This is a genomic window from Chloroflexota bacterium, assembly GCA_026710945.1.
Lineage (GTDB): Bacteria > Chloroflexota > UBA11872 > VXOZ01 > VXOZ01 > VXOZ01.
Window position 1 is genome coordinate 68890 of the sequence record JAPOQA010000020.1, and the last position, 18546, is coordinate 87435.

Here is an 18546-nt window from a genome sequence, read left to right on the forward strand (position 1 = left end):
CTGTTTCTACTCGTAGCGCCGCTGCACGGCCTCGATTTCCAGGTCCAACTCATCCGCCCAGCGCTTCACCTTGGAGCGCAGCCGCACATTTTGGTAGGCGCCCCAGATTGTCATCGCAGGTGGGACCAGCAGAATGGACACTAACAGCGAGTAGAGGATCGTAATGGAAGCCGCAATTGCGAACTGCTGGGAAGCAAGCAGCGGCGAGGCAATTAGCGCGCCAAGTCCAAGCGCCGTCGTGAGCGCGGAACCCAACAGCGCCGAACCGGTGGTGGCGAGTGTCCGGATTGCCGCTTGTTCCGGGTCCCGCCCGCGGGCGTATTCCTCGCGGTAGCGATGAATCACGTGGATGGTGTAGTCCACCCCGATACCCACCGAGAGCGCTGTGATGATAGACGTGACGAGCGAATAGGGAATATCCAGCAGCGCCATGGTGCCCAGCACCGAGATGAGCACGAGCACAATCGGGCCCACCGCGATGACGGATAGCACCGGCTGGCGCACGGTGATCCAGAAGAAAAGCGCCAGCACGCCGAGTGCCACCGCGATGGTGGTAGAAATCGCTTCTGTCTGCCGTTCAGTAATGGCGTCCGTGATTGTGATTCCAATGATGCCCTCAGATGTTGCTGCGATAGCGTTGTCATCACCGATCCAGAGGTCCTCCAGGGACTCTTGAATTTGCTTCGCCTGATTGGTATCGCCCGAGTAGGCCGGGAACTGGAGCAGCATTGCGTCAGTGCCGGCAGGATCGTTAACCAGGAGATACGAAAGCGACGGGTCCAGGGCTTGGAGCCTGTTGAGGAATTCCTGCATCAACCCGGCATCAAGTCTCAGTCCCGCCGAGGCTTCTTGGAAGAGGGCGGCAAGCTCAGAATCGTATTTGTCGCCGGGCTGGCCGCTGTCGTGTATCCAGTCTCGCACGAGGAGTTCATACGATGCCTGGATTGGTCCCGCCGCGGCGGCGGGGCGGCTCTCTTCGTCCGCGAAGGCGGCGGTGAAGTCCCGCAGGTTCAACAGCGTGCGGGTCTCTGTGGCCTCCGCTCTGATGAGCACACTAACTATCTCCGTTGAGCCGCCAATCGCCGCATCAATGGTGTCCAAGTCCGCCATCAGGGTGCCCCCTCTGGGCAGAATGTCGCGGATGTTGAACTCAGACTTGATCCCTGTGGCTGCGTACCCCAGCGCGATCGTAACCCCAAGCACAACAATGAGGTACGGCGCAGGCGCGCGCGTGATACTCTTCCCCAGCACGGTCGCCAATCCTTCGATTCCGGGCAATGCCGTAGCTACCAAACGCGGCTGCTTGAGATTGCCCCGGGCTTCCCGCTGCCGGTCGATGATCGTCCGGCCGGCCGGAAGCAGCGTAAGCATCACGATGAGAGTCATGCCTACACCCAGTCCTGCGATCAAACCGAAATCACCAATGATTCCTATAGGAGAAAACAGACTCACCAGCAGGCTCACGATTGTCGTGACGGCGGCCAGTACCAGCGGAATGGTGACTTTGCGCAGTCCGATCTGGGCGGCCGGTACCACCGCCTCGCCTTCGTGACGCTGCTCCCGGTAGTGCGAGACGATCTGAATCGCGTAGTCTACCGTAAGGCTGATTACGATGATTGGCACCATCGCGGTAAGCTGGTTTGGCGGTCCGGTGATGCCCAGCGCGTAGGGACCCAGCCAGCCTTCCACACCAACGATCCACATCAGCGAAATAAACAGACCGGCCAGTGTGAGCAATAAATCAGTCAACGTACGCAGGAAAAGCAGGATTAGCCCCGCGATGAGCAAGAGCGCCAGCCCAATCAACGGCCCCATGCCTTCCTGGGTAGCTTTCTTGTACTCGTCCTCGATTATCGCGGGTGAAACGCTGCTCACCTGCAGCGTACCCTCAGACGCGGCTGCAAGTTCGTCAATTTTGCGTTCAGCGTCGTCAATGCGCTCATCACCCGTGTCCCGCAGACGAACAATGGCAATCGCCACCTCTGTACCATCCGTATCGGTGCCGGTCAGGGCGTCAAGCGCCGCCTGAATCTCGGGTGGGCCGCGGGCCGCGTTGATTTGTTCCTGTGTGATGGACGTGACGTTGTCCGTTTGGAGCACAGCCTTAATCAGCAACACGGGCGCGACGAGGGGATTGACCGGCGCGAAGAGCTCCTGAACGGCAGGATCGGCGACGATCTCGTTGATCAGGGCATCCATCTGCGCCAGGCCGTCAGGCGTCAGCGCGTCTCCACGGAAGATGAGCGTCACCACATTGGCTTCGCCGGATTCGCCAAAGAACTCATCAATTTCAGCAATGGCGTCGGCAACGGTACTCCCTGGAGGAAGTATTGCCTCGTCTCCGGGAGGAGGCGCACGCCGTACCGCCCCGGCAGTCAGGAAAACGGTTATGTTCAGGATGACGAAAATCGTGATCCACGGGCGGGCTGTAATTAAGCGGCTCAGCCTACCAAGTTGATTCTCCATTGCACTCCTCTCAATCTGAGAAAGCCCCGTAACGCGACGGGAACTGCCTCTCGACTCCGACCCAATGTGACACTGCTACTGCGGTTCGGCACGTCCTTGCCGCAGCTTGTCCCACTATCCCTCTTTAAGCTGCATCCGTGGCGGGCTGGTAGCCCGCCGGCGCCAGCCAAGTGTCGTCCGGGCGCATTGTCTCTCCGACAGACCACCCTGCCGGCTACCGAATTCCTTCAGCAAGAATGACACAAGATCTACCACCCAATTCGATCATGCGCCATTCAGTCCCGTATCTGACACCTGGCACTATACCGTATCTAGTTGCGCTTGACGCGCTCGAAGTAGCTACATGCTATGACGTTGAGCGGCCCTAGGCGCTGCTCAACCTTATCGAGCAAAAGGTTGAGACCCACATTATCGCACGCGCCATGGGGCATGCGCACCCAGCCCATACCGAGTTCTTCCGCTATCTTCTGGTGCTCAGACGGGCAGCCAATGGTGACGAACGTGCCGACACCGACCTCCCTCAGCAGCGGGATCACCTCAGCGGGAAACATCCAACCACCGCCGTCCTGGTGGAAGATCCGGCCCACCGGCTGCTCGGCATCGCCTGCCATTATGCGCGGGATCGCGCCAATACGCGCCGCACCTTGGAACTCCGGGAGCGCCAGCAACGCCTCCACCACGTTGCCAACGGTCGCTGCGTTGGCAGCCTCGATGGCGCCACGCACGCCCTGACCGTGATGGAAGTCGGCGGGCGTATGGATGCACGCCAGCGGAAACCCAAGCAGTTGCGCCATGTCGATGCCGTTGCGGTTGAAGTCCTCGGCGTATTGCCAGCGGTCGGCCATCATCGCCTGGATGTGGGGCTCGGCGTCAGCCCGGTCCACCCCGGCATCGGCCAGCAGATCAACAAGGTAGGGCACGGTGTCGTAGATGAGCGTATCCGCCGGGACGCCGATGCCGTTGGTATGGTGGGCAACCACGGCGTCGATGCGCGTGCCGCCGTCGCGCAGGTTATCGGCCAGCAGAAGTTCCTGGGTGCCGATGTTTATGCCCATGAGAATGGTAGCGAGTTCGGTGTCCTGCGGCCCGTTGACGATGCGCACGTCGCCGTATGGATTGTTGAACCGCTCTTGGTCGTAGTACGGCTTGCGCCAGTCCGGCAGCGCGGCGTACTCTTCCCGCCGCTGCGCGAGCTGGCGGTCAAGGGCTTCACGCCCCCTAGGATCGACCTCAAGGCCGATTTCGATGGCAGTTTCGTAGAGCTCGCGTAGGGTCATCGCTCGTTACGCCTAATTCGCTCGAAGTAGTTGCACGGAATGACGTTGAGCGGTCCCAGGCGGCGCTCTACCTCATCCAGCAGTAAGTTGATGCCAATGTTGTCGCACGCCGCGTGGGCAATGCGCACGATCGCCACGCCCGCCCCCTGGGCCGCTATTGCTTGTGTCGGTGTGCACCCTATCTGCACCACGGTGTTCACGCCTGCCTTGCCGAGCAGCGTGTACGCGTCCGGTGGTAAGCCGTACCCGCCGCCAAACTTGAGCAGCATGCGCCCGGCAGGCCATTTTTCTTCCCCACTCATTACACGCGGCTCAACGCCAATATGCGCCGCGCTCTGCACCTCCGGTATCACCATGAGCGCCCGCACCACGTCAGCAACGGTCTTGGGCCTTGCAGCTTCCACCACAGGCCGGACGCCTTCGCCAATGTAGTAATCTGCCGGCGTATGGATGCAGGCCAGCGGGAAGCCGAGCAACGCTGCCATGTCGGGGCCCATGCGTGCCGTATCTTCAAGCGCCTGCTCCTTTTCCTCGATGAAACGGTTGATGCACGCCTCGGCGTCTCCGCGCGGCACGCCTTCACCTACCAGAAAATCTATCGCTACCGGCATGAAGTCATGCACCAGCGAGATAGCGACGCCGATACCATTGGTGTGGTGGGCGATTACGGCATCAATCTTGGTACCCTTGCTGCGCAGCCGGTCGGCCAGCAGGAGTTCGTCGAGGCCGATGTTGATGCCCAGGAGAATCGTCTCAAGCTCCACGTCCGCCGGGCCGTTGACAATGCGCACGTCGCCAAAGGGATTGCGGAACCGCTCCTGGTCGTAGAAGGGCTGCTCCCACTCGGGCAGGGCTGCGTATTCCGCCCGGCGCTGATCGAGTTGCTGTTGAAGAGCTGCCTCTCCCCGCACGTCAAGCGCCATGCCGAGTTGTATCGAAGTCTCGTAGAGTTCTCGCAATGTCATATTGGCACTCTTCGTTTCGCTAACTTGCACCTATTGTAGCGCATTGGCAAAACGCAGCCGAAATCGGTGTGCGTAAAGCCCCTGGCAAGGTGAGCAAACAGCTTTCCACTTGGCAATTTGCTTGAGAGAGCACCCGCTCCACGCAGTCATGGCAGCTCGAGTGGCACTTTACGAGCGGCCGGCAGTTGGGCGGTCAGCCCCCATACAGGCTAATGCGGGCAGCAAATCAGCATTTTGGCGCTCTCACCCGACAAATGCGGGCTCTATCGTTTAGAATTGCGATGTAGCATGAATGCCGCATCAAACACAAGGATGTGACACGATGCAAATCGCGAACCAGTATTCGTTCATCTTCATCGGGGTCTTCGTGGTATCACTTTGCATCTTTGCCGCCGCTCAATGGTTTCCGGGGACCGTTGGCCTGCTGGCTATACTCCTCTCGCTGGTTGGCTTCATTGCGATTGGCTCGGTCTCGCGGTATCGAGATGACGATACCAGTGGGACTCCGCCGGATGCCCTGATCGGTAGGGGACTGCCGGTGCTGTTAGCCGTGTATTCTAACTTCTGAGCGGGGTGCCTGGTGGCACGCCCCATCGTCGATGGGATAGAACGCGATCTTGGCGACGCAGTGCGGGTCATCCGGCTGAACCGGCACACGCCGGCGGGACGGGCGATTACGGCCCGCCTTGGCTTGCGCCTGGTGCCGTCCTTCGTGGTCTTCGACGGGCAAGGCGAGATACGGCTGCGCAAGGATGGCATTGTGATCAAGCACCAACCGGTGCTGGATGCGCTCGGCCACGAGTAGCTGGGCCTTTTCTCGGCCATCGGGACGCGCGGCGTGATTGCAAGTTCGCCGTCCCAGCACCGCTTCTCCGGGCCCTGCCACGGAATCAATAGCTCCTGCCGCGACGACACCCCACCGCCACTCGACTGCTGAGTGCAGGAGCGATGCGCTGCCTACATCAAGATGGAGCAAGCATTCCTCCTCGTTTTGGAGTAACGGCCTGATCCCTATATTCGCAGTGTGCTATAGTTTCAATACAACAATGGGAAGACGGTCGGAACGGATAGACGCAATGCGGTTCGTCAACCAGTACTCCTACCTCTTATTCGTAATCTTTGTCCTCCCTGCCAGCGCGGTGGCGGCCTATTTTTGGTTGCCGGAGGCTGCTGGCCTGGCGCTTGTAACGCTGGTTGGCCTTGGTCTTGTCGCCGTGGCGTCGCTCCTGCGCTATCGTGAAACGCACCTCACCGACACCGCGGCATTGGATGGGCTCATCGGTAAGGGCTCGCCGGTCATTGTCGTCTTGTTCTCCCACTACTGAGCGAAAAGCCTCGCGGCACGCCCCACGGTCGATGGGATTGAGCGAGAATTCGGCGAGACTGCGCACATCGTGCGGCTCAGCCAGTATACGCCCGTCGGACGCGCCTTCGCGGACCGTCTGGATATTCACGCGGTGCCATCCCTTGTCGTTTACGACGAGGCGGGCGAGGAGCAACTGAGGTTCATGGAGAGCATCCCCAGCCCGCAGAAGCTCGCTGCCGCGTTGCAGCAGGAGTAAGGCACACGCGCTTACCATGGGCCGCGCTTTGCGTTGTCCGGTAACGTTGCTTGGGCCGCCCCACTGAAACCACCCGCCAAGACCAACGAGCCCGTCTGTAGTCGATGAGTGACCCGCGCTATACTGTAGAGAAACTTTCTCTCGCCCTAGAGGAGCATGTCGTGAGCAAGCAAACAGTGCTGCCGCCGTTGCGGTCCGAAGAACAACTCATGGCGCAGATGACCGCGCCCACGCCGGAAGTGTGTGCAGCGGTGCAGGCGCTGGACGGCGACATCATGGTGCTGGGTGTGGCGGGCAAGATGGGCCCTACGCTAGCGGAGCTACTGGTGCGCGCGGGCGCCAAGCGCGTGATTGGCGTCTCGCGCTTCTCCTCGCCGGAATCCCGCCGCTACCTGGATAGCGTCGGCGTGGAGACGGTGGCCTGCGACTTGCTGGACGACGCAAGCGTGGCCAAGCTGCCGGATGCGCCGTATCTTTACTTGCTGGCGGGGTTCAAGTTCGGCTCCAGCGGCGCGCCTTCTCTGAACTGGGCGATGAATACGCTCGTGCCGGCCAAGCTCATGGAGCGTTTTCCCAATTCCCGCATGGTCTACGTGTCTTCCGGCAACGTCTACCGCTTCATGCCGGTGGACGGCAGTGGCGCTGATGAAGACGCGCCCCTGGGGCCGGTGGGTGAGTACGCCGAATCCCGCCTGGGCGGCGAGCGCTTGGTGGAATACTACGCAGAAAAGAACAGCACCCCTACCCTCATCGTGCGGCTCTTCTACGCCACGGAACTGCGCTACGGCATCATCCTGGATATCGCTACCAAGGTGAATGACCGGACGCCAATCGACCTATCTATGGGCTACGCCAATCAGATTTGGCAGGGCGACGCCTGCGACATGCTGGCCCGTTCGTTCCCGCTCTGCGCCAGTCCTGCTGACGTGATAAACCTGACCGGTACGGAAACCCTTTCCGTGCAAGCGGTGGCCGAGGCTTTGGGTGAACGGCTCGATGTCGCGCCGATCTTCACCGGGAAGCCGGAGCCTACCGCCCTGCTGGGCGATGCGACGCGCTACGTGGAGACATTCGGCGCGCCCCGCGTACCGGCGGAACAGATTATCGACTGGGTTGCCACGTGGGTCAAGCACGAGGGCGCGACGCTGGGCAAGCCGACGAAATACGAGAGCAGGACGGGAGACTTCTAAGTCCCGCGGGATTGTTGCGAAGCAATCAGATTGAACTCTTGATTGACTGCGTAGGGGCACGATATATCGTGCCCCTACGGCGTTATGGACCAGCCGAACGCCGTGGGGTCAATAAGCGACCTCCACGTGCCAAGAGCAAGGGTACAAGCCCCCCTCGTGATTCGTCATTCCCGCGCAGGCTCGCCCCCGTGCGGGGGGGCGGAATCCATCTTCCCTGCCCTGTGCATTCTTGGCGACCACGGCAACCGAGACCAGCGCCGCGATGTTCCCGTCCCAGAGCGGGGGACAAGCCCCCGCGCTACGTTTAAGACGCGAACACAAGGCGATTTTGGCAAGCCTATTAACGCGCCTGCAAGACTGCCCGGAGGCGCTCGGCGACGATTTCCGCTTCGCCGGGCTGGAGGGTCATGGGGCTGATGAGTATGCCCTCCTCGTTGAGCCGCACGTCGATCGAGGGTTCACCTTCCCGCAAGGCACGCGCAACGGCGGCGGCCTGTTTGCCGCTCTCACCTCCAAATCTGATCTGCGCGTGGGGCACGATATCCCAACTGGCGCCTTCGTCCTTGCGGCGCACTTCTCCGCTTACGCCTTCCAGGCCGTGCGCGGCTGCCGCTACTGTACGCATCTGCTGTTCCCAGTCATCAAGCTCCGCTGCTTCGTCTTGCGCCAGGTAGAGATCCACTGCTTTCAGCAGCCCCATGATCTCTTCCTTGCCCACCTTCATGCCGCGACCCACCGCGCTCTGCGGACTGCCGTTCAGGCGCGCCGCTTCCACGAGATCGGGTCTTCCCAGCACAAGGCCTGTGGCCTGCGGACCGCGCATGCCTTTGCCGCCGCTGAAGATTACAAGGTCGGCGCCCAGCCCCACGACCTCCGCGAGGTTGGAGCGAGGCGGCAGTTGGGCGGCGGCGTCGACGATCACCGGCACGCCGCGCTCATGCGCTCCGGCGATGACCTCGATCAACTGTTGCCTGGTCTGTTTGCCGAGGAAGTGCACCACCGCCGCCGTGCGGTCCGTGATCGCGCCGATCAGTTCCTCTGATGTAACGCCCGTGCTGGTGCCGGCGGCCACCAGCACGCCACCAACGACGCGAAAGCCCTGATGAACGTACGTGTGCTCGTCCACGTAGCTAATCACAAACTCGTTCTTGCCGCTCGGCACTTCCGGAATTGCACGGATCAGATCAGTGTCCGTGCCGGTCAAGCAGGCTGCGGCCGCCACGAGCATACCGCTGGCGGCGCCACAGGCAATAAACGCGGCCGGTACGCCAATCTTCGCTGCAAGCCATTTGCCCGCTTCTTCGTGCAGCTCGTCAAGTCCGACAAAGCTGCGGGAAGCCTGCACCATGGCCTCCACCACCGGCTCCGGCATCAGGCTGCCGCCCAGCGTCGTTACGGTGCCGCTGGCGTTGATGAACGTGCCGACTCTCAGGTCGTCATACGTAATCATGTACCGCTCCTCTTGCTGCTGCGGGTCTCCCTCGTATCGGGAAGAGCCCATAAAGTTTGCGCGACCATACGGTAGCCGCTGACAGTTACCCTGATGAGTTAGTGTGTGACCTTCTCGCCAAGAGGCGGGGGATGAGCCCCTTTGCTGTCACAATAACTGCCGGGCGAAGACCATCGTGTTCCCTGCCCTCTGCCCGGTAGTGCAGGTTTGCAACCTGCGCCGCTCTAGGATCAACTCACAGGGGACCTGTGACTCCTACGGCATTACCTCACCTCATGCAAGACCATCGGAGACCACGCCCCATGTTCCTTATTCAGGCGGGGGACAAGCCCCCGCGCTACAGCCTGTGAGAAACCTTTACCTTACGTTGCATGCGCACAATTGCCGACTGTCAGCGCCTAGATGCGGTAAAGCTTCTCGGCATTGCCTGAAAACAGCGCAATCTGCTCATCATGGCTGAAGCCTGAGATGATTTCCGTGTAAGCATCAATCTGGTTGTTGTAGGTGCTCCAGAGCCAGTCCACCGGCCAGTTTGTGCCGAAGATGCAGCGTTCGACGCCAAACGTCTCGATAGACGCGAGCACCCAGCGCCGGATGCTGTCCACCGTCCAGGTCTGGTCGCTCATGCCGAGGCCGGAAATCTTCCAGCGGATGTTGTCGCAGGTGGCTGCAACCTCTAGGCCGCCCTTCCACAGTGCAAAGTACTCGTCCGTGCGCTCCTCCGGGAGTCCGGTGTGATCAACAACGATCATGACATTGGGGAACTTGCCCGCCAGCTCCCGGAGTTTTCCCATATCCTGCCACGTTACGGCAATGCTCGACACAAGGTTGTACTTATCTAAGAGGGCAAAACCACGCTGAAAGTCAGGCGCAACCAGATAGTCACCGTGGGAGAAGTCCCGTATGCCCCGCATATTGGGCGACTGGCAGTGGCGTTTCAGCACGGCTTCCACGCCGGGATCGCGCAGGTCGGCGTAGGCAACGATGGCGTGCGGAAAGCCCGTGCGGTCGGCGGCTGTTTGCAGCCATTCGGTCTCCGTGACCGGGTCCGGGCTGCCGATGGCGGCCTGCCCGTGAATGGCTTTGGTGACGTTGGCGTTGCGGGTCTCGGCGATGTAGTCCTCGGCAAGATAGTTGCGCTCGGCCAGGCGCTGGATCTGTTCTCCCAAAACGGGATGCGGTACGCCGGGCTGCCAGTGGCCGTAGACGAGCTCCGGGTGCTGCATGTCGTAGAAGTGGACGTGCGCATCGACGAACGCCAGCTTGTTCATTGGCGAAGAATTCCCCCTCACCCCCGTATCAAGTACGGGGCAGGCTCTAACCCTCTCCCTCAGGGAGAGGGGATCATATGCAGAGCCTGGTTACTCCTCAAGCCGTTTCAAAAACGATACCAGCCCAGGCAAACGATACTAGCGCTGGGAAACGATGCTAGCGCTGAGAATCGGTATTAGCGCAATGAATCGACCCTGATAGCCCGTCCCGAAGCCGCGGACCGGTACCCCGCATCCAGGAACTCGACAACCCGCGCGCCCACCTCGCCCGGGGCGCGGTTTTCGCCCTGGCCCAAGATGACGTCCACGAGCCCCCGCGCCGGCAAGTGCGCCGGATAGCGCTCCTCCTCGGAAAGGTCTACAAACTCATCGGCGGTGCCGTCGTTGTACTGGGCCTCCAGGCGGCCTCCGGCCATATCCTGGCGAAGAACGCCGTTGCTGCCCGTATACACAAACCCCTGATCGAGCCGCTGGTGCGGCCGCATGGCACCGGTGGACGCCATGGTGCCCATTGCCCCGTTGTCCAGCCGGAAGCTGAACGCGTTGACTATGTCCACTGCCAGATCGTAATTCTCCATGTAGGCAAAAACCTCAACCGCCCGCCGGCCGGTGACCCACAACGCCATGCCCATCGGGTGCGTCACCTGCAAGTGTCCCTGACCGCCGCCCGCCATCTGTGGGTCTGAATAGCTTTCGGCCTCAGGGCCGGTCACGGGGAAACCGAAGGCCTCCGCGTAGTCTTGCGGTCTACCGCGCAGGTAGGATTCGACCCATGACGTGAAAATGCCGGACACCATCTGCAGTTCGCCAAGCTTGCCCGACTGCACGATCTCCCGTGCCGCCAGCGCGTGGCGCGTGAACTGGCTGGTGTAGCCGACCATCAGATGCGTCTGATTGCGTTCGGCGCGTTCTACCAAGTCCCAGGCGTCGGCAGCGGTGAGCGTCATCGGCTTCTCAACGAGCACGTGCACGCCCGCGTCCAGCGCGTCGCGGGCCGCCTCGTAGTGATAGGCGTGCTGCACGGCGATCACGACACCGTCGACCCCTGCCGCCAGCAGGTCCTGATGACTGTCGTAAGTCCGGGGAATGTCGTAGTAGTCGGCGGCGGTCTTCGCCTTTGCCGGTTTGACGTCGGCAACGCCGACGAGGTCGGCTTTCGCGTACGTCTTCAGGCTGGGGATGTGATGCTGGGTCGCCCACCAACCGGCGCCAATCACGCCCATTCTCACCTTCGCCATAGCCTTGCCTTCACCTGACACCAACTGTCTCAGCACGTACTGCTGTCCGTGCATTCACGTACGCCAGACACACCGCCACTTTCAAATTGCACAACAACGGGGGCGAAAAGCGCCTTGTCACTGCTCTGCGGCATCCGCGCCCAACGGTAGTCATTGCCCGCTGCCTCGCGCCTCCGCTTTGCCAGCGCTCACTCGGCCGGCAGGAGTGGCCGGACATCACGCACTTTCGCGATGACGCGCTTCGATTCTAGGCCTGTATGCAGGTATCTTACCACGTTGGATAGGCTGCGGCGGTTGACGAGCAGGGCGTCGGATTTTCAAGTGATATACTTGGACTAGCTAGGCGGCGTTTATAGTGAAAGAGCAGATTCGCAAGAGCGCGTGTGCCCATGCAAAGCGTCAATTCTGACCCGTTTCTTAGCAAATTCAACCCACTCGACCGCATCCTCTTTGCCGATGACTTCGACACCGGCATGTGCGGCTGGAGCGAGTTGATCGGCAACTACGAGGGCAGCCTGGATACGATTCTGCCGCCCTTCCGCGACCTGCGTCCGCCCATGCTGAGCAGTGCTACCATGTGGGACACCGGCACGGCCGGATCGCTCTCCGACACGTACTCGCTCAAGCTCGCCACCCGCGCCTGCGCCGGACATCTGGCGGTGGCGGTTAAGCGCGCGACGTGGCGCAAGAAGGGGCGCGTCCAAGTGGAGTGCTACTTCGCGGTCAAGCCCGAATCCAGCGCACTGACGCTGGGTGATCACGACGTCGGCAGCTTTGGGGTCTTTTTCGATCTGCAGGACGACGAGCAGCGGGCCATGCCGCATCTGCGCTACTGCAATGTCGAACAGGGCATGCCCCGCTACCAGTGGCAATACCGCGATGATCTGCCGTCCCGCCACGTGGTCGGCCACAGCGGTGAGATAAAGTCCTTCTTTCACCTGGACCCGCGCGGCTGGAAAGACATTCCCAACGCGCAGCAGCGCCTCTGCTACAACGAGCTGCCCACCAAGTTCAACTGGCACTACCTGCGGTTTACGTGCGATTTGCATACCATGAATTACGCCGAGCTCCAGTGCAATGACCACACGTTTGCCTTGAGCGACCTCTCGCCCATTCGCGCGCCCACCGATGCCGACCTCTGGTGCATGCTGAATACGGCCTTCTTTGTTGAGACGGCTACCGACAGGCGGGCATTCCTTTATTTAGATTCGGTGGTCGTTTCGCTGGAGGAGTAGAGACTGCGATATGCCGAGCTGCGAAGTACTGCTGGGACGTGGCGCGGGGGCTTGTCTCCCGCCTCAGAATGCTTGACCCGTGCCATCGAGCCAAGAGCCCAAGTCAGTGGCTTCTGAACAAAGACTGTGCTGGCTTGGCGATCAGGCACGCAGGTTGCAAACGTGTCCTGAGCACTTCGGCAGGCTCAGCACAGGCTCTGTCGAAGGGCCTGCGCTACCGGAGCGAAAGCACACGATCCGCCTACTTGCAAGGCGATTACGGCCAGGCTTGGCAGAGCGCCCGAGAGATTGGTATATGGTTTACGATCTCGCACCTGTCAAGAAGATAGAATCAGGTTAGCAAAGGGAATTGCGCTAACAAACTCCGGCTGCTTGCTGGAGTAAGGGCACGACATGTCGTGCCCCTACGGTGCAGATTTCATAGTGAGGATATTAAGGGGTTCTAAGGCAGATGCCGCGACAGGTTTACACCGCTGTTGTCGAACGCAACGTCACATGGGAAGGCGCTTACACCACGGAGCCTTACGAGGCCGGCTGGGCGGCGGAGGCGCTGATCTTCATTCGCGTCCTTAAGAGTGGTGCTTCCGGCCACAGCGCGGCAGTGCAGGTTTCGCCGGACGGCATCCGTTGGCTGGATGAAGGCACGCGCATACGGATTCCAGAGCAACCGGACGGGCTGACCATGGCCCGGTTAACGCACTTTGGCAACTGGCTCCGGCTCGCGGGCGAACTCCCACCCGGTGAAACCTGCACGGTGCTGGTCTACTTCGTACTCAAGGACTAGAGCTAGGATCTCTGAGCAACCAGCCGTACTCAGTAGACATTGCAGAGTGCGGCGCCACTGTCAATTCCTGCTTCCACAGGCGCTGCGCGAGATAGCTCGGTACGGACTGCTTCGATCCTTCGACGGGCCTGTACTGAGCTTGTCCAAGTGCTCGGCGCAGACTGGCTCTGAGCCTGTCGCACGGTGAACGAGCGGAGAGGGCTGCCCTTGTGCGGCGAACTCTTGCTACTGTTCCGCCCCGTTATACTCTTCAGTCTGCGCGAGACTGCGGAGTTGGGTAAGGTACTCTTCCTTGGAAAGCGGCGGCTTGGTCTCTTCCATCACGCGGTGCGCCGTTTCCGCGCCGTTCGCCAGCAGATCGACGGCCGTCTGGGCCATGAGCTTTGCCGGGTTGATGATAGCGTGGTTGGCGTCGGCAAGCAGGAAGTCGTTGCCGTGGCCGGTACCTGTCGCGCCGCCCGCGGCCGGATGGATGCCGCGCACCACGTGCATTACATCGCCCATATCCGTCGAGCCGGTGCCGTGGTCGCGCGTCTTAATGTTGTCTTCACCCACCAGCGACACCGCATTCTCGCGGTAGAGGTCTGCCAGCGGTGTGTGGTGAATCATGGGGAAGTAGCCGGGAAACGTCTCGATATCCACGGTAGCGCCGGTCGCCAGCGCACCCGCCTTCAGCGCGCGCTGCACTTTCTCATTGGCCTCCAGCATGGCCTCCATGGTCTTGCCGCGCACCTTGCCTTCCATCTGCACGAGGGCGGGGATTACGTTGTTTACTTCGCCGCCGCGTTTGATGATGAAGTGCGCGCGCACCGTGTCCTCGTCGCGGAATGTTTCGCGCTGGTACTGTATCGCTGTAAACGCCAGGGTCGCCGCATTCAACGCATTAATGCCCCTATGCGGCGCACCGGCGGCATGCGCCGCGCGGCCGTGGTACGTCACGTGTTTGGCCACCGTGCCGTTGCTCGTCCCCGTCATGCAGACGATGCCGTCCTCGGCGCTGCTGGTCGTGTGCACCATCATGGCAAAGTCCACGTCATCGAACGCGCCGAGGCGGATGAATTCCGGTTTGCCGCCCAGAAACTCGATTGTGCCCTGGTCGCGGAGCGATTGCCGGAAGCCGACCTCCACGTACTCCTCCGCCGGCACCGCAATGAAGACAAGCCTGCCGCACAGATTCTCAAGCACGCCGGACTGCGTAAAGCCCATGGCAGCGCCCAGCATGGACGCAATCTGGTTGTTGTGGCCGCAGGCGTGGGCGGCGCCGGTGTCGGGATGCGCGTGCGGGTGATCGGGCACCGGCAGCGCGTCCAACTCGCCCATGATAGCCACGGTCGGACCCGGTCGTCCGGTGTCGATCTCGGCCTTTACGCCCGTCACGGCGATGCCCGTCGCGTGGGGAATGTCCAGTTTTGTCAGCCACTCGTCCACCACCCCGGCAGTCTCGAATTCCTTGTATCCCGTTTCCGGATGCCGCAGGATGCGGTCCGCGATGCCCGTAATGGATTCGAATTGACCGTCAATCGTCTCGCTTACGGTCTGCTTGAGTTGCGCCGGGGATATGCCATTCGTTGCGGCCATGTTTCTTCTCCTCGAATAGTCATAGGAAGTACATAGAGGATTGCTACTTGCTTGCGACGTACACACCCCAGAAGCTAATCCGACACTCTCTGTTGCTCCGCCGCATGCCAATTTCCTGGGTGCACGGAGCGGATGGATTCCCGCGTTCGCGGGAATGACGAGTCTCAAGAGCGCATATTTTATTGTACGCTGGCAAGCTCAAGGCTTTCCGCAATTATATACGTGCCGGCGCCATGATGCGCGGGATGGTGGATGAGGCGCGCGGCATGATGCCGACGCGCGGCGGGTCACCGGCGTCCTGAAGTGCTAGGGCCAGCGCGTCCTCGACGGTGACCGCGGGCATCAGGTGGAGCCTGCGGGCCTGCTCCGGCGGTACTCCGCTCGACACAAGATAGGTCTGCGCCTTCAGCATACTGCGGGCAAAGAGAAATGCCTTGTGCGCGCCCATGCGGAAGCCCTCTTGCTCGAACCGAGTCACCACGTCCTGCGGTGATTCTGCTGCGGCCATCCACGCCTCGTAAAGGTCATCGCCTGCGCCTTCGCGGCACTCCGCCGCCAGAATGACGCTGCCGCCGGGACGCACCAATTCGCAGGCATGTGCCAGCGCCTTCTGCGCCTGATAGAGATTGATGTCTTTGGGGTAGCCCCCGGGAGACGCAACAACCACATCCATTGGGTAAGGCACTGCGGTCTCGCAGACATCCTGCACCAGCGGCACCGCCGCCGCCAGCACATCATGCGGATCGCCCGCAAAGACGCGCACTACGTCATTGGCAGCATTGAGCACGACGTTTACCACAAGGTCAATCGAGAGGAAGCCGGTGAGTTCATCGATATCCTCCCGCACCGGGTTGCCGTCGCAGACGCCCAGCCGTGCCGCCGGATCGCTGAGCATCGAGTGGTTTGCAGTAATGGTCTCGCTCCCTGCCAGACCGATGAAGGCGCCCTTACAGCCGCCGGTGTAGCCGACGAACTGGTGGGGGTCGATCATGCCGATGATAATGCGCGTATCCGCCTCGGCAAACGTACGATTGATGGTTACCGGCGTTCCCCGGCTGGTTTCGCCAAGCCGCACAAGCTTCGCCGGATCATCGAACACGTGGGAGACCACATGGTAGCGTTGCGCTACGTCGGTGCCAACCAGTCCGGGGAATTCGTCGGGGGATGCGGCACGATGGTTGCCGGTGCCGACGATTATCGATATCTCTTCTCCCTTGACACCTTTTGCGTGAAGTTCAGCCAGCAGGGGCGGCAGAATGAGATGGTTCGGCACCGGTCGCGTGGCATCGCTGATGGCGATTGCCGTCTTGCCCGGCTGCTGCAGCAGTCCCCCGGCCAATGCCTCGCCCAGGGCCCGCTCCACTTCAGCCGCGGGTTCCGGCACACCTGCTACCGAGCGCGGCTCGATTACCGTCACATCTGCCGCGTCGGGCAAGGAAAAGGTAAGGGCGTCCGCGCCGTACTTTATCGAGTAGTCAGTTAGTGTCACGCAGGACAAACCTCGCAAGTCTCGCACGGCCGCATCGCTCTCGGGAAGCTCCTACCAAATTTGCACCGGGGATGGGCCGAGCCAGGCATCCTCTCTCCCGTAGAGAACATTGGAAATCTCTTCAAAACAGACGGATTTGGGCCTGAACGGCATCCATTTCCCCTCACCCCGCCCTCTCCTCTGGAGACCTTTGCATAACCCCACCTTCAGGCAGGGGCACTCCCTCTCCCTGGGAGTGTATAGACCGGGTACATGGGTTACAGTTGTTCGGGGACATGGGTAACACCATAGAACGAGGGGGTTTTCGTAGTATGCGATGTCCTTGCCTTGAAAGTTAGATCCACTCAATATCCTTATGCACACAGTTTGTTTCTCTGGCACAAGCTGACAGGCTGAAAGTAAGTGCACTGTGTCGCCAGTCTCGTTTCAATCCCGGACCAACCCAAAGTTCTCGTAGGTGTCAATCAGTAAAATGTGTAACCCATGTCCCCGAACAACTGTAACCCATGTCCCCGGTCTGTACAGGGGAGAGGGTTGGGGTGTGGGGGTCTCTTGGCTGCAAGGGACTCATAAAGTGTGTGGTGTCAAGATGTATCACTTAGAAATAGGCATGCATTTGTAGCGAATGCAGGAGATTCACCCTCACCCCCGTATCGAGTACGGGGCAGGCTCTAGCCCTCTCCCGTCGAGGGAGAGGGAACTCTCTCGCTGCCGCTAGGGTTACGCAACGGTCTCCCCTGGGAGAGGGGGTTTACTCGCCGGTAGGCTTGGGTTGTGCAAAGAATTCCCCAGTTAGAATGGGGTTACGTGCCTGCCGGCTTGGGTTTCACAAGGGTCTCCACGGGAGAGGCACAGGGTGAGGGCACGTCCTTTAGATCCTCCACACTCACACTGACTCGACAGCAGCACCCGCTGCCTGCCAGCCATGGGCGAGCGGTACACTCAGATGAGAAAGCTCTCTCTACGGCCACGTGCCGGCGAGCGCCTGCTTCAACGTATCGCCGCGCATGCCGCAGCGCAGCGCCTCCAGCGCCAGGATGTCTTCCGGCGGAATGTTGCCCAGGTTGACGTTCGGGCCGAATTCGAGGATAAGCCACTGCTGCTGGTTCTTGATCGGCGCTTCCCAGATGAGGTCTTCCACGTTGTTGATGCCGCCCAAGATTTCTTGCACCATATCGCTCTGCACGTCGCCGCTGGCATCGAAAATACCGACGCCGTGACCGGACTCCCGCGCCTCCACGATCACTTTATCTGCGCCTTGCGCGAGGTCGCTGGCAATCTGCTCGTGCATCGTGGTCGTAGCAATAGCGTCCTTGGGGTCCTTTTTGCCCACCTCGGTGAGGACCTTGAACCCGGCGTCCTTGGCACGCTCGATGATGTCTGTGCGGGTGGCCGCATCCATTTCGATGGTGCCGTCGGAGACCTCGATAGTATTAAAGCCAAGCTCTTTGGCACGCAGCACATACTCCGGCAGCTTGCCCTGCGCCACCGCTGCCTCCAAGAACGTCCCGCCGGGGTAGATGTCCACGCCGGCGTCCTGGACAAGCGCAATCTTTTCCCGCAGCACGCTCTCTTCGTAGAAAGCGGAGGTGCCGAAGGTGAGCTTGAGCGAATCGATGACGTGGCGCGCCATCTGCATCAAGTCTGCAGTGGCGTACATTCCCAGCCCCTTATCAAGCACCATCGTATATCCGGTAGCGCGCGGCTTTGAGTTTACGCGCGTCCGTACCGGCGGATCGACAATTCCTTCCCAGGCTTGTGGCATACGCTAATCTCTCCTCGTTTACAAAGTTATGCATTCATCTGCTTGAATAGTCCATGTTCCCCAGGACGAGCAGTTCCCCCTCCTGGGGGAGGCGAGCAATTCCCTCTCCATGGGGGAAGCCAGCAGTTCCCTCTCCTGGGGGAGATGAGCAGTTCCCTCTCCTAGAGGAGATGAGCAGTTCCCTCTCCTAGAGGAGATGAGCAGTTCCCTCTCCTAGAGGAGATGAGCAGTTCCCTCTCCTAGAGGAGATGAGCAGTTCTCTCTCCTAGAGGAGAT

Annotated in this window: 16 protein-coding genes; 7 read left to right on the forward strand and 9 right to left on the reverse strand. The window is 60.8% G+C overall.

The annotated features are described in order from the left end of the window. Positions 1 to 6 precede the first annotated feature (6 nt). From OXE05_03825 to OXE05_03835, 3 genes are all read right to left on the reverse strand, one after another. Positions 7 to 2466 carry an MMPL family transporter gene (locus OXE05_03825; GenBank protein ID MCY4436443.1) on the reverse strand — a complete coding sequence of 820 codons (2460 nt, stop codon included), beginning with the start codon at positions 2464 to 2466 and terminating at the stop codon, positions 7 to 9. Positions 2467 to 2777: 311 nt separating this feature from the next. Further along, a complete protein-coding gene (locus tag OXE05_03830; protein ID MCY4436444.1) occupies positions 2778 to 3743 on the reverse strand; it encodes a hypothetical protein in 966 nt (321 codons plus the stop codon). Further along, positions 3740 to 4708: a hypothetical protein gene (locus OXE05_03835; GenBank protein ID MCY4436445.1), complete on the reverse strand. Its 969-nt coding sequence runs from the start codon at positions 4706 to 4708 to the stop codon at positions 3740 to 3742. The genes OXE05_03830 and OXE05_03835 overlap by 4 nt, the downstream gene beginning before the upstream one ends. Positions 4709 to 5030: 322 nt before the next feature. On the opposite strand from OXE05_03835, the gene OXE05_03840 reads away from it, so the two are divergent. The 5 genes from OXE05_03840 (at position 5031) to OXE05_03860 (ending at position 7460) form a co-directional block, all read left to right on the forward strand. Continuing rightward, entirely contained in the window at positions 5031 to 5276 is a 246-nt protein-coding gene (locus OXE05_03840) for a hypothetical protein (GenBank protein MCY4436446.1), read from the forward strand. A gap of 12 nt (positions 5277 to 5288) precedes the next feature. Continuing rightward, positions 5289 to 5513 carry a hypothetical protein gene (locus OXE05_03845; protein ID MCY4436447.1) on the forward strand — a complete coding sequence of 75 codons (225 nt, stop codon included), beginning with the start codon at positions 5289 to 5291 and terminating at the stop codon, positions 5511 to 5513. Positions 5514 to 5784: 271 nt separating this feature from the next. Further along, complete coding sequence (locus tag OXE05_03850; GenBank protein ID MCY4436448.1) at positions 5785 to 6033, forward strand: hypothetical protein; 249 nt, start codon at positions 5785 to 5787, stop codon at positions 6031 to 6033. A 69-nt stretch (positions 6034 to 6102) separates the two neighbouring features. Then, a complete protein-coding gene (locus OXE05_03855; GenBank protein ID MCY4436449.1) occupies positions 6103 to 6270 on the forward strand; it encodes a hypothetical protein in 168 nt (55 codons plus the stop codon). A 161-nt stretch (positions 6271 to 6431) separates the two neighbouring features. Further along, positions 6432 to 7460: an NAD(P)-dependent oxidoreductase gene (locus OXE05_03860; GenBank protein MCY4436450.1), complete on the forward strand. Its 1029-nt coding sequence runs from the start codon at positions 6432 to 6434 to the stop codon at positions 7458 to 7460. Between the two features lie 340 nt (positions 7461 to 7800). Here the strand turns inward: OXE05_03860 and OXE05_03865 are convergent, their stop codons facing one another. The 3 genes from OXE05_03865 to OXE05_03875 form a co-directional block, all read right to left on the reverse strand. Next, the gene (locus tag OXE05_03865; protein MCY4436451.1) at positions 7801 to 8910 is read right to left on the reverse strand and encodes an aminotransferase class V-fold PLP-dependent enzyme; all 1110 of its coding nucleotides are present in this window, start codon (positions 8908 to 8910) and stop codon (positions 7801 to 7803) included. Between the two features lie 398 nt (positions 8911 to 9308). Next, positions 9309 to 10181 (reverse strand): amidohydrolase family protein, encoded by an 873-nt coding sequence (locus OXE05_03870; protein MCY4436452.1) that lies wholly within the window; start codon positions 10179 to 10181, stop codon positions 9309 to 9311. A gap of 176 nt (positions 10182 to 10357) precedes the next feature. After that, positions 10358 to 11419, reverse strand: coding sequence for a Gfo/Idh/MocA family oxidoreductase (locus tag OXE05_03875; GenBank protein ID MCY4436453.1), 1062 nt, complete (start codon positions 11417 to 11419; stop codon positions 10358 to 10360). A gap of 389 nt (positions 11420 to 11808) precedes the next feature. Between OXE05_03875 and OXE05_03880 the strand changes: the two genes are divergently transcribed. After that, on the forward strand, positions 11809 to 12654 hold the full coding sequence (locus OXE05_03880) for a hypothetical protein (protein MCY4436454.1): 846 nt from the start codon (positions 11809 to 11811) through the stop codon (positions 12652 to 12654). Between the two features lie 451 nt (positions 12655 to 13105). Continuing rightward, on the forward strand, positions 13106 to 13438 hold the full coding sequence (locus OXE05_03885) for a hypothetical protein (GenBank protein MCY4436455.1): 333 nt from the start codon (positions 13106 to 13108) through the stop codon (positions 13436 to 13438). A gap of 225 nt (positions 13439 to 13663) precedes the next feature. On the opposite strand, the gene OXE05_03890 is transcribed toward OXE05_03885, so the two are convergent. The 3 genes from OXE05_03890 to OXE05_03900 all read right to left on the reverse strand — a co-directional run bounded on the left by OXE05_03890 (position 13664) and on the right by OXE05_03900 (position 18270). After that, complete coding sequence (locus tag OXE05_03890) at positions 13664 to 15016, reverse strand: amidohydrolase (protein ID MCY4436456.1); 1353 nt, start codon at positions 15014 to 15016, stop codon at positions 13664 to 13666. A 214-nt stretch (positions 15017 to 15230) separates the two neighbouring features. After that, positions 15231 to 16505, reverse strand: a complete 1275-nt coding sequence (larA, locus tag OXE05_03895; GenBank protein ID MCY4436457.1) for a nickel-dependent lactate racemase — start codon at positions 16503 to 16505, stop codon at positions 15231 to 15233. Positions 16506 to 17466: 961 nt separating this feature from the next. Beyond that, positions 17467 to 18270, reverse strand: a complete 804-nt coding sequence (locus OXE05_03900; GenBank protein MCY4436458.1) for a phosphosulfolactate synthase — start codon at positions 18268 to 18270, stop codon at positions 17467 to 17469. Positions 18271 to 18546: the final 276 nt, after the last annotated feature.